The sequence below is a fragment of the Gordonia sp. (in: high G+C Gram-positive bacteria) genome, from assembly GCF_049299075.1.
Classification (GTDB): Bacteria; Actinomycetota; Actinomycetes; order Mycobacteriales; family Mycobacteriaceae; genus Gordonia.
The window spans coordinates 1-11146 of sequence record NZ_JBAQWU010000003.1 but is presented as its reverse complement, the minus strand read 5'-3'; the positions used below and the strand labels follow the sequence as shown (position 1 = coordinate 11146).

Sequence of the window (11146 nt, the reverse complement as noted above, 5' to 3'; positions counted from 1 at the left end):
GAACTGCACACCGCCCTGGACCCGCTTTGCAAACCCATCCCACTGCCCGACGGGTCACCCGACCCCCGCTCGGCCAGCCGCCGCCGCGGCGACGCCCTCGGCCAGATCGTGCGCACCTACCTGGCCGGCACCGACCGCCCTAGCTCGGGCGGTGCACTCCCACACGTGACCCTGCTGCGCCCGGCCGCCGGGTCGCTACCCGAGACCACGGGCAGCACCGTCGACCTGCTCGGCTTCACCGGACCGGTCACCGCCACCACCGCCGACTTGGTGGCCTGCGATGCCTTCCGCACCGATATCCACCTCGATGCGCACGGCGCACCACTAGACGTCGGCCGCACCGCCCGCCTGTTCCCGCCGAAACTGCGCCAGGCCCTCAAAGCCCGCGACCGCGGCTGCGCCTTCCCCGGCTGCGGCCGCCCACCCGAATGGTGCGACGCCCACCACATCACCCACTGGGTCGACGGCGGCACCACCTGCATCGACAACGGCGTTCTGCTCTGCCGCATGCACCACACCGTCATCCACCACGAAAGCTGGGAGGTGTTCCTCGGACCCGACCGCCACCCCTGGTTCCGCCCACCAGCAGACCCCGCCCACCCCAAGCGCCACCGCGAACCCATCCCATCGAACACCCGCCGCACCCTCACCAACCTCCCCCACGCCTGCTAACCGCCTCGAGCCTTCGACAAGCTCAGGCAGCGACACAACAAGCTCAGGCAGCGACACAACAAGCGCAGGCAGCAGCAGACTCGCTCCTTCCGATGGCTGAGCCTGTCGAAGCCACCACCGGATTCGATGGTTGAGCCGGGCGACGCAGGAGCCCGAGTCGAAACCACAGACCACGCTCTCCCCACACCCGGGGAGGGTGCGCGTTATTTGAGAAGTTCATATCGACGCCCGGGACAATCCGGGGAGGACCGGCACCAGCGGAGTGCCCGGCCTCCCCCTGCCCACCGGCCGGCTGATGTCCATCGGCCGGTGCCTACCGGCCGCCCGGTTATCGCGGAATCTTGGCGCCGTGGGTCAGCATGCCTGCGCGGGTGCCACCGTCGATCAGCACGTCGGTACCGGTGACATAGCCGGCCTGCTCCGAGGCCAGGAAGGCCAGCAGTTCGGCGACCTCCGCGGGCCGCCCGTAGCGTTTCAGCGCCGCGGGCTCCAGCAGACCGGCGGAACCGCTCTGCTCTTCCAACCGGCCCATGTCGGTGTCGACGGTGCCCGGCGACACCGACACCACCCGGGCGCCCACCGCTCCGAACCGCTCGGCAATCCACATGCTGTACCAGATCACGAACGCCTTGGAGAACGAGTACGCGACGCCGCTGCGCTGACCGCGGAACAGTCCGGCGCGGCGCACCAGCTTCTGCACAAACGCTTCCGGCTGGGTGCTCGCCAACGGAAACGCTCGGGTCGGCACCAGCACCCCGGGGAGCATGTGTCCGGCTACCGACGCCACGTTCACCATCGCGAACCCCTCGCTCGCATACGGCAGGACCGCCTCGTTCAAATACACCGTGCCCAGCGCGTTCACGCGCACAATGAACTCCGGATCGCCCATCTGCGGACTCACCCCGGCCGCATGGACCACCGCCCGCAACTCCCCGGCCTGCCGCGCCCGCTCCACCAGCGCCGTCACCGCCCCGCGATCGGTGATGTCGGTCTCCACGGTCACCACGTCAATGCCGTCGGCCGTCAGCTCGGCGGCCGCCGCGGCGAGCCGTTCGGCCCCGACGTCAGTCAGGACCACTGTGTGATCGCTGCCCATGATCCGCGCGGTGGCCAGGCCCATCCCGCCGGCTCCCCCGGTAATGATGACGACGTTGCTCACGGCTCCAACTCCTTCATTTCGACCGGCGCACTAGACCACCGATTCTGCTGCGCCACCGAATCTACGGGAGGATCGCCACCTACGGGAGGATCGCCGGTTCCGCCGGATTCCGACGCACCATCGCCCGCACTACCGCCTTGCGGATCTCCTCCACCCACAGCACCGACGAGCCAACCGCCACCGCGAACATCCACTGGCTACCGGTGAGGGCGGTGGTGTCGAACAGGTTCTGGAAGAACCCCACATTCACCACCGCAATGTGCACCAGCACCACCCCGACCATCGCGATCCAAATCGCGTAGTTGGTAAAGGTCTGCAGCGAGAACACCGAGCCCCGCTCGGACCGCACGTTCAGCAGGTTGAAGATCTGAAAGAAGACGAAGGTGGTGAATGCCAGCGTCGTCACGAACCGCGGATCACCGGCGCTGTCGGGGAAGATGTCGTCGGCGTAGATCAGCACCAGAATGGTGCCCACCGCCATCACCACACCCAGCGCGAGAATGCGCAGCACCCGGTTGCGATCGAGTAGCCGTTCGCTGGGCGGGCGCGGTTTCTGGCGCATCACGTCCGGTTCGGTCGGATCGACGCCCAGCGCCAGCGCCGGCGGACCATCCATGATGATGTTCACCAACAGAATCTGCAGCGCCGTGAACGGCGCACCCCCGGCGATCCCGAACACCCCGGCAATCAAGAAGATCAGCACAAAACCCCACGCGGTGGTGAGTTGGAACTTCACAAACTTGATGATGTTGGCGTAGATGCCGCGGCCGTCACGGATGGCACTGACGATGGTGGCGAAGTTGTCGTCGGTGAGGATCATCTTGGCCGCGCCCTTGGACACGTCGGTGCCGGTGATGCCCATGGCGATCCCGATGTCGGCCTGTTTCAGCGCGGGCGCGTCGTTCACCCCGTCGCCGGTCATCGCCACCACCTGCCCGGCCTCCTGCAGCGCCGTGACATAGCGAATCTTGTGCTCCGGCGACACCCGGGCCAGCACCCCGAACCCGGCGGCCTCGGCTTCCAACTGCGCATCGTCGAGATCGTCCAGACCGGCCCCGGAGATCGACTCGCCGCCGATCCCCAGATCTGCCGCAATCGCCGACGCAGTGGTCAGGTGATCACCGGTGATCATGTGCACACCGATCCCGGCCTGATGGGCGACGGCGATGGCCTCGCGGGCTTCCGGCCGCGGCGGGTCCAGAATGCCCACCACCGCGTACACCACCAGATCGTCGACGGCCGCAAACAGGGCATCCGGATCGGTCGGCAGCCCGTCGAGGGCGGTTCCCGCGATCACCAGCGTCCGCAGGCCTTGCTGGGCGAGGTCGTCGACCGCGTCGCCGATCTGCGCGCGCACCTCGTCGGTGATCAGCCGCGCCCCACCGGCCTGCGCCACCGATCCGGAGCGGGCCAGCAGCACGCCGGGCGCACCCTTGGCGTAGCAACGCACCGGGCCGCCCCCGGCGTCCTGGTGGAAAGTGGCCATAAACTTGTACGCCGAATCGAAGGGCACCTCGGCGATGCGCGGCAGACTCGCCCGGGCACCGGGCACATCGATGCCGCCCTTCTCGGCCAGCACCACCAAGGCGCCCTCGGTGGGGTCGCCCACCAGCGTCCCATCGGTCACCGAGGCGTCATTGCACAGCGCCATCGCCAGGTAGATGCTGCGGAAGTCCGGCAGCGGCTGATCACTGTCGGTGAGGATGGTGCCGGCCGTCGAATAGCCTTCGCCGGTCACCCGGAAACTCTGCCCACCGGCCAGAAACCGCCGCACCGTCATCTGGTTGAGAGTCAGCGTGCCGGTCTTGTCGGTGGCGATCTGGGTGGTGCTGCCCAAGGTTTCCACCGCCGCCAACTGTTTGACGATGGCACCGCGCTTGGCCAGCCGCGACGCCCCCAGCGCCAGCGTGAACGCTACGACGGCGGTCAGACCCTCCGGAATGGTCGCCACCGCCAGTGACACCGCCGTCAGCAGCAGCTCCGACCACGAGTCCCCGCGCGCCAGCCCGAGGATGAAGACAATCACCACCACCACGATGGCCACCGCGGTCAGCATCGTCGCCAGCTGATCGATGCGCCGCTGCAAGGGCGTCTTATCGGTACCGGCCGCACCGAGCAGGTCGGCAATCTTGCCGATCTGGGTGTCCATCCCCGTCGCGGTCACCACCAGTACCGCCCGCCCCCGGGTGATCTCGGTGTTCTTGTAGAGCATGTTGGTGCGGTCCCCGACCGGCAGATCCGGATCGTCGAGCGCCTCGACGGTCTTATCGACTGGAGCCGATTCACCGGTCAATGCCGACTCGGCCACCTGCAGCCGCACCGCCTCCACCACCCGGCCATCGGCGGGCACCGCGTCCCCGGCCTCCAACAGCACCACGTCGCCGGGCACCAACTCCAGACGTTCGACCTGCAACTCGACGCCGCCGCGGCGCACCCGCGAGTGCGCCACCGACATCGTCCGCAACGCCTTCAGACTCTCCTCGGCGCGCGCCTCCTGCACAAAGTTGAGCACCGTGTTCAAGGTGATCACCAGCAGGATCACCACCGGCGTCTCCCACTCGCGCGAGACCCCCGCACTCACCGCGGCCGCCACCAGCAGCACCAGCGTCATCTTGTCCGCCAGCAGCCGCAGCACCTTGCGCCACGCCGGTTCCACCGACGCCTCGAGCAGCACATTCGATCCGAAGGCGGCCCGCCGCCGGGTCACCTCACCGACGGAAAGGCCTTGCGCCACATCCACATCCAGCTCGGCGACCACCGCATCCGGGCTGAGCGTGTGCACTTGCTCCGCGGCGAGCTGCGTCATCGACTTCCCTCCGGATCGACTTTCCTCCGTCGCGCGCCGCCGGGCCATTGGCTAGCTCACGCCGAACCACTTCTGTTTGATCTGATCGTACGTGCCGTCCTCGCGCATCATCAGCAATGCGTCGTCGACCTGTTTACGAAGATTGTCGCCATCACCGAAGACCATCCCGTAGTCCTCCGGCTCGAAGACCGGGCCAGCTATCACGCCAATGCCCTGACCGTCGTGGGCCACCCAGTACTGCAGCACCGGCGCATCGAAAACCACCGCGTCGTAGCCGTCGTCGCGCAGCGCCGCGAAAGCCTCGTCGACGTTCGCCATGTCCGTGGCGGCGATACCCAGGCTGCGCAGGAACTCCGCCGAGGTGGTCCCGCCCACGGTGGCGACCTGTTTGCCGAACAAGTCAGCCGGGCCAGCCACCTTCGATTCGAACTTCTCCACGGTCAGACTCGCGGTGAGCGTCGCAGTGTAGAAGGCGACGAAGATAATGCCGACAAAAGCCCACAGCGTGGCCAGACTGCGCACGATCCAGTGCCGCGGACTCTCGTCGTTACTGCTGGTAAGCCCGCCCAGCGCCCAGCCGAAGGCCTGAAATATGCCGGGAAAGTAGCGCTTGTCGACCATCGAACCGGGGTGCCGTCGCTCCAGCAACCAGGCGATGTGGGCGGGCACGATGGCGATCATCAGGGCGGCGAACAACCACACCAGCATCGACTTGGAGAACAGCAAGTCCAGAAAGCTCATCAGCCCCGGATGGGACGCCTCCTGCGCCCCCGCCGGAACCACGATCTGCAGTCCCGAATTCAACGTCGGCTGGGAGAAGTCGAAGACGCGGGAACGTTCGGCGGTGATCGAGATGGCCCCGACCGCCACATCTGCCCGGTTCTCGGCGACCGCCTGCAACTGCTCGTCGACGTCGTTCACCTGCACGTAACGGGTGGACCATTGCTGCCGTTTGGCGATCTCTTCCCACAGGTCAATGGCGAAGCCGGACCGCACCGCGCCCGTGGTCATCGCGAACGGCGTCAGGTCGTGGGTGACAACCGACACCTCCCGCGGCGCGGCGGACGCGACCGGCACCCCGCACCAGATCGCCACCAGCATCATGACGGCTAGCAACGCGCCCCACCGTGACCGCACGCCGCACCTCTTCTGTTCTCGTTCCTGATCGTTCCCCGATGAGCAGAACCCTAACCGGGACGACTCCGCGATATCGGCAACCGTCGCAATCGCGACACGCCTACCGTAGAAGCACGACCCCACGGGTTCAGACAGCAACCGACAGACAGCAACCAACAGACAGCAACCAACAGACAGAGGAGATTGACATGAGTGGACGGCTCGACGGACAAGTAGCCCTCGTGACCGGAGCGGCCCGCGGCCAGGGCCGCGCGCACTGCGTGCGATTGGCGTCCGAGGGCGCCGACATCGTCGCGGTCGACCTAGCCGGACCGCTCCCCGCTGGCGTCCCCTACGAGTCGGCCACCCCCGACGACCTCGCCGAAACCGGCCGCCTGGTCGAGGCGGCTGGCGCCCGTGTCATCACCGCCCAGGCCGACGTGCGCGACCTCGCGGCGATGACGGCCATCGCCGACGACGCCGTCGCCACCCTCGGCAGGCTGACCACCGTCGTCGCCAACGCCGGGATCTGCATCCCCGTGGTCTGGAACGAGACCAGCGGCGAACTGTTCGACGACGTGCTCTCGATCAACGTGCGCGGCGTCTGGAACACCGTGATGGCCACCGCACAGCACGTCATCGACGCTGGCGGCGGCTCCATCATCCTGATCAGCTCCTATGCCGGCAAAAAGGTGCAGCCGTTCATGGTGCCGTACACCACCAGCAAGCACGCCGTCACCGGCATGACCCGCGCCTTCGCCGCCGAACTCGGCCAGCACAACGTGCGCGTCAACAGCGTTCACCCCGGCGGGGTCGCCACCCCGATGGGCGGCGGCGACATGGTCACCGAACTCGAACGCACCGGCGCCACCAACCCCAAACTGAACGCGATGGGCACCACGTTTACGGCCCAGACCTGGGCCGAACCCGAGGAGATCGCCGCCGTCGTCGCCTTCCTGGCCTCCGACGAGTCGAAGTTCATGACCGCCGAACACCTCAGCGTCGACGGCGGCTCCCAGTACTTCTGAGATTCAGGACTGCTTGCGGGTCAGCGTTCCGTACTCAATGCCACCGTGGACGTAGGTCGGGACGACCGGCCAGAACCGCTTCCACGGCGCGAGCTCGGTGGACGGCAGAATCTGTAGCCAGCGCGGATCGGACTTGCACGGATCGGCCATCGTCTTCTCTTTGACCATCGAGTCGTACTGGTCGAGGGCATCTTCCAGCGTGTTCGCGTTCGGGCAGATCTCGCGGCCGTACTTCTCGTGGTAGCCCTTCACACCCGGAATCTTGGACAGCTCGGGCTGCCAGTTGTCCAGCGAGATGCCGTTCTCAGACGAGACCCACACCCCGTCGGGGGTGTTGATCACCAGCGAATGGTTGCCGTCGGTGTGACCGGGCGTCCACAGCAGCGCGATACCGGGGCCAAGCTCGATGTCACCGTCGAAGGTGACGAACTTGTCCGGGTCTACTCCGCCCAGACCGCCGTCGACGTACCAGGCCCACTGCATCGGGTGCAGCGACTCCAGGGTCGCGAGCTCGCGCGAATGCACCAGCATTTTCGCGTCACCGAAAAGCGCCGGACGCGGCTTCGTCTCGCCCTCGATCACTTCGGTGGAACCGAGGATCATCCGCGGATCCTGCACGTGCAGGTGATCGAAGGTGCAGAAGTCGATGTCCTCCGGCGTCAGGCCGACCTGCTTGAGCACGTCGTCGGGCTCGGCGTAGTACTGCAGCACCACCTTCTGCACGAACGAGCCACCCGGAATCTTGTCGATCAACTTCTGCAGGTTCCGGTAGAACGGCGCCTCGGCCGAACCCTCGGGCATCGTCGGCTCGAAGACCAGCGTGCGGGCGACGCCGTCGAAGTCGTCGTACTGCACGATGATCATCCGGTTGATCATCGAGATCAGCGGCATGGTCGGCACCGACACCGCGCTGTTGAAGGCGAAGTCGACCGGGTACGGGGCGGCGGCCACGTCGACCGACTTCACCGCACGCACCTGGCCCTGCTCCTTGAAGCGCACCTTGTACTTTTCGGCGGCCGCCCGCACCGCTGCCAGCCGCTCCCCGCGCGGCCACACCTCGTGCACGCCGTCGAACTCGGGAATGGTTCGCGCGCCGATAGCGGCCAGACTGGAAGCAGCCTTACTCGGGGCAGTCTTGTCCGTCGTGGCAGTCTTGGTGGTCGCGGTCTTGGTGGTCGCGGTCTTGGTGGTCGCGGTCTTGGGCTGAACGCTCGTCACAGAAATTCTCCTCCACTAGGGCTAACACCTCGTATTATACGTCGGCCTATCGGTGGTCCCCCACTGGCCGATGATCCGCCAGGGCCAGATCCTGACTACCCTGAGCGGGTGCCCGGCTTCCTCAAGTTTTCCGTCAACGACCTCGCCCAGTCCGCGGTGTTCGCCGCGATCATCGTGGTCCTCGGTCTGCCCGGCCAGTTCAATCTGGCCAGCGGCGTCCCGATCACGCTGCAGACCCTCGGGGTGATGCTGGCCGGCGCCGTCCTCGGCCCGAAGAAGGGCACGCTGACCGTCGTGATCTTCATGGTCCTGGCGATCGCCGGCCTGCCGATCCTCGCGGGCGGGCGCACCGGCATCGTCGCCTTGAGCTCACCGACCGCTGGCTACTTTCTCGGCTTTCTGCCCGGCGTGCTGGTGATCGGACTGCTCACCGCACTGGCGATGCCGAAGTACGACATCTGGAAGGGCATCGCGATCAACGTGGTCGGCGGTGTCCTGGTGATCTACGCGTGCGGCGTCCTCGGGCTGCTGGCCCGCACCGACCTGAGCGTGGCCGCCACCATCACCACCAACGGCCCGTTTGTGGTCGGCGACGTCGCCAAAGCCATCGTCGCCGCCCTCGTCGCGGCCGCCGTCCACCGGGGCCGCCCCGGCCTGATTGCCCCGCTGCGGCCCACCACCGATTCCTGACCACTGACCGCCATGGGATCCATCGAATTCGACGACGTCGCCCACGCTTTCGGCGACCGCCCGGTCCTGTCCGGGATCACCCTGAAACTCACCGAGCACCGCATCGGGATCGTCGGCGCCAACGGCAGCGGCAAATCCACCCTCGCCCGCATGATGAACGGCCTGATCCTGCCCACCTCAGGCACCGTCACCGTCAACGGCCTCCACGTTGCCAAAAACAAACGGCAGGTCCGGCGGCAGGTCGGCTTCATCTTTTCCGACCCCGACCGGCAGATCATCATGCCGACCGTCCGCGAGGACATCGAACTGTCATTGACCCGGGTGGTCGACGACAAGCGCGAGCGCCGCGACCGCGCCCTGGCCACCCTCGCCGAATTCGGTCTCGCCGACCACGCCGACCAGCCCTCACACACCCTTTCCGGCGGCCAGAAACAACTCCTCGCGCTCGCCGCGATCATGGTGATTGGACCGTCCATCCTGATCGCTGATGAACCCACGACGATGCTAGACCTGCGCAACGCGCTCATGCTGCGCGAAGTGCTCGCCGGCCTCGACGAGCAACTGATCGTGCTGTCCCACGACCTCGATCTGCTCGCCGACTACGACCGCGTGCTGGTCCTGGACGCCGGCCGCGTCGTCGCCGACGACACCCCCGCCGGGGCCCTGGCCTTCTACCGCCGACTCATGTCCTGACCCTTCGACAAGCTCAGGGAGCGACGGGCACGCAGTCGGGGAGCGACGGGCACGCAGTCAGGGAGCGAGGGGCACGCAGTCAGGGAACGACGGGCGCTTGGCGCACCCGATAGCGCAGGTAGGCGCACTGCCCGTCGAGCACGCGGGAATCGATCAGCTCCAGATCCTCGCGCCGGTCGTCGCGCGCGAAGTACGGCGTCCCACCGCCGAGCAGTAGCGGGCTCACCCGGATCCGGTACTCGTCGATCAGGCCCTCGGCCATCGCCGCGTGCGCCAACTGCGCGCCACCGATCGCCAAATCCACCCCGTCCGGCAGTACGGTCCGCCACCGTTCGACCTCCGACCGCAGGCCCCCCTGCGCCAGCCGCGCCTGGCCCACCAGCTCGTCGGGCGACAGCGTCGCGGAGAACACCACCTTCGGCAACGCATTCCAGATCCGCGCGAACTCACGCTCCGCATCGTCGAGGTCCTGCTCCTGCGCGGCGGTCTCCCAATAGAGCATCGTCTCGTACAGGCGCCGCCCCATCAGGTGCACGCCCAGACCGCGCACCTCGGCGGTCGCCGCCGCGAAGGTCTCCGGCCCGGGCACCCCCCAATCGAAGGAGCCGTCGGGGCCCTTAATGTAGCCGTCCAGCGACACCGTCAACGAGTACGTCACCAGATTCATCACCCCAGTATCCCCCGTACCGCCGACATCGGCTCTCCGATACCGACCCGGCATACTTAAGTGCCATGGCGATGCTCGGCACCTATGTTCCCGGCCGGTCACCGCTGCATCGCATGGCGGCCGGTCCCAAACTCGTGGCACTCCTCGCCTCGGTCATCACCCTGGCGATCGTGGTGACCACCCCGGTGGGCGCGGCGGTGGCCGTGGCGAGCACCGTCGTCGTCTTCGCCCTCGCCGGTATCGGGCCGCGGCTGGCCTGGCCGATGCTGCGCGGCCCGCTGCTCATCGTGGCTCTCATCTTCGCCATGCAGGTGGTGATCACCGACTGGGCGCGCGCAGTCGTGGTGTGCGCGGTACTGCTGGCCTCCCTCGGTCTGGCCACCGTCGTCACCCTCACCACCCGCACGTCCGACATCCTCGAGGCCCTGCTGCGGCTGCTGAAACCGCTGGAAAAACTCGGCGTTCGGACAGATTTAATTGCCATGGCTCTAGCCTTGACAATCCGCTCGGTCCCGCTGATCGCGGAAGTCTTCACGCAAGTCGACCAGGCACGACGAGCCCGCGGTCTGCGCCCGAGCCCCCGCGTCCTGCTGGTTCCGGCCGTGCTCGCCGCCTTGGCGACCGCCGACGGCTTCGCGGACACCCTGGCCGCCCGCGGGCTGGACTAGGCTCTAGTCACCTACGTATATCACCGACGTACCCCGACCTACGCACCGTAAGGAACTCTCCCGTGTCTGCGAACATCTACGACAACGTGACCACGGTTGTCGGCCGCACCCCGCTGGTCCGACTGAACCGCATCACCGACGGCGCCGCGGCCACCGTCCTGGCCAAGCTCGAGTTCTACAATCCGGCCAACTCGGTCAAGGACCGCCTCGCAGTCGCCATCGTCAACGCCGCCGAGGCCGACGGCACCCTGCCCGAGGGCGGCACCATCGTGGAGGCCACCTCCGGCAACACCGGCATCGCCCTGGCGATGGTCGGCGCAGCCCGCGGCTACAACGTGGTGCTGGCCATGCCGGAAACCATGTCCAAGGAGCGCCGCGCGCTGCTGCGTGCCTTCGGCGCCGAACTGATCCTGACCCCCGGTGCCGAGG

General features: G+C 67.2%; 11 protein-coding genes. 6 read left to right on the top strand and 5 right to left on the bottom strand.

Annotated features, from left to right (window positions below):
* Positions 1-672 (top strand): DUF222 domain-containing protein (locus tag WAW85_RS00155; RefSeq protein WP_422557659.1); only part of this gene is annotated, 672 nt, incomplete at its 5' end.
* 328 nt (positions 673-1000) lie between these two features.
* Here WAW85_RS00155 and WAW85_RS00150 read toward each other — a convergent pair.
* The 3 genes from WAW85_RS00150 to WAW85_RS00140 all read right to left on the bottom strand — a co-directional run bounded on the left by WAW85_RS00150 (position 1001) and on the right by WAW85_RS00140 (position 5753).
* The gene (locus WAW85_RS00150) at positions 1001-1831 is read right to left on the bottom strand and encodes an SDR family oxidoreductase (protein WP_422557658.1); all 831 of its coding nucleotides are present in this window, start codon (positions 1829-1831) and stop codon (positions 1001-1003) included.
* A 79-nt stretch (positions 1832-1910) separates the two neighbouring features.
* On the bottom strand, positions 1911-4637 hold the full coding sequence (locus WAW85_RS00145) for a cation-translocating P-type ATPase (RefSeq protein WP_422557657.1): 2727 nt from the start codon (positions 4635-4637) through the stop codon (positions 1911-1913).
* 51 nt (positions 4638-4688) lie between these two features.
* The gene (locus tag WAW85_RS00140) at positions 4689-5753 is read right to left on the bottom strand and encodes a transporter substrate-binding domain-containing protein (protein WP_422557656.1); all 1065 of its coding nucleotides are present in this window, start codon (positions 5751-5753) and stop codon (positions 4689-4691) included.
* Positions 5754-5962: 209 nt separating this feature from the next.
* Between WAW85_RS00140 and WAW85_RS00135 the strand changes: the two genes are divergently transcribed.
* Complete coding sequence (locus tag WAW85_RS00135; protein WP_422557655.1) at positions 5963-6781, top strand: mycofactocin-coupled SDR family oxidoreductase; 819 nt, start codon at positions 5963-5965, stop codon at positions 6779-6781.
* 3 nt (positions 6782-6784) lie between these two features.
* Here WAW85_RS00135 and WAW85_RS00130 read toward each other — a convergent pair whose 3' ends face one another.
* On the bottom strand, positions 6785-7999 hold the full coding sequence (locus WAW85_RS00130) for a hypothetical protein (protein ID WP_422557654.1): 1215 nt from the start codon (positions 7997-7999) through the stop codon (positions 6785-6787).
* 108 nt (positions 8000-8107) lie between these two features.
* Between WAW85_RS00130 and WAW85_RS00125 the strand changes: the two genes are divergently transcribed.
* Positions 8108-8689 (top strand): biotin transporter BioY, encoded by a 582-nt coding sequence (locus WAW85_RS00125; protein WP_422557653.1) that lies wholly within the window; start codon positions 8108-8110, stop codon positions 8687-8689.
* A 12-nt stretch (positions 8690-8701) separates the two neighbouring features.
* Positions 8702-9382, top strand: a complete 681-nt coding sequence (locus tag WAW85_RS00120) for an energy-coupling factor ABC transporter ATP-binding protein (RefSeq protein ID WP_422557652.1) — start codon at positions 8702-8704, stop codon at positions 9380-9382.
* 79 nt (positions 9383-9461) lie between these two features.
* Here WAW85_RS00120 and WAW85_RS00115 read toward each other — a convergent pair whose 3' ends face one another.
* Positions 9462-10049: a dihydrofolate reductase family protein gene (locus WAW85_RS00115; RefSeq protein WP_422557651.1), complete on the bottom strand. Its 588-nt coding sequence runs from the start codon at positions 10047-10049 to the stop codon at positions 9462-9464.
* A gap of 65 nt (positions 10050-10114) precedes the next feature.
* Here WAW85_RS00115 and WAW85_RS00110 point away from each other — a divergent pair, with 65 nt between their 5' ends.
* Positions 10115-10717, top strand: coding sequence for an energy-coupling factor transporter transmembrane component T family protein (locus WAW85_RS00110; RefSeq protein WP_422557650.1), 603 nt, complete (start codon positions 10115-10117; stop codon positions 10715-10717).
* Positions 10718-10779: 62 nt separating this feature from the next.
* A partial coding sequence (locus WAW85_RS00105) for a PLP-dependent cysteine synthase family protein (protein WP_422557649.1) occupies positions 10780-11146 on the top strand: 367 nt, incomplete at its 3' end.

Bases quoted from the DNA above. Each gene is read 5' to 3' on its own strand.
- WAW85_RS00145 (WP_422557657.1), bottom strand. From the start codon at position 4,637: ATGACGCAGCTCGCCGCGGAGCAAGTGCACACGCTCAGCCCGGATGCG.
- WAW85_RS00135 (WP_422557655.1), top strand. From the start codon at position 5,963: ATGAGTGGACGGCTCGACGGACAAGTAGCCCTCGTGACCGGAGCGGCC.
- WAW85_RS00120 (WP_422557652.1), top strand. From the start codon at position 8,702: ATGGGATCCATCGAATTCGACGACGTCGCCCACGCTTTCGGCGACCGC.
- WAW85_RS00115 (WP_422557651.1), bottom strand. From the start codon at position 10,049: ATGAATCTGGTGACGTACTCGTTGACGGTGTCGCTGGACGGCTACATT.
- WAW85_RS00110 (WP_422557650.1), top strand. From the start codon at position 10,115: ATGGCGATGCTCGGCACCTATGTTCCCGGCCGGTCACCGCTGCATCGC.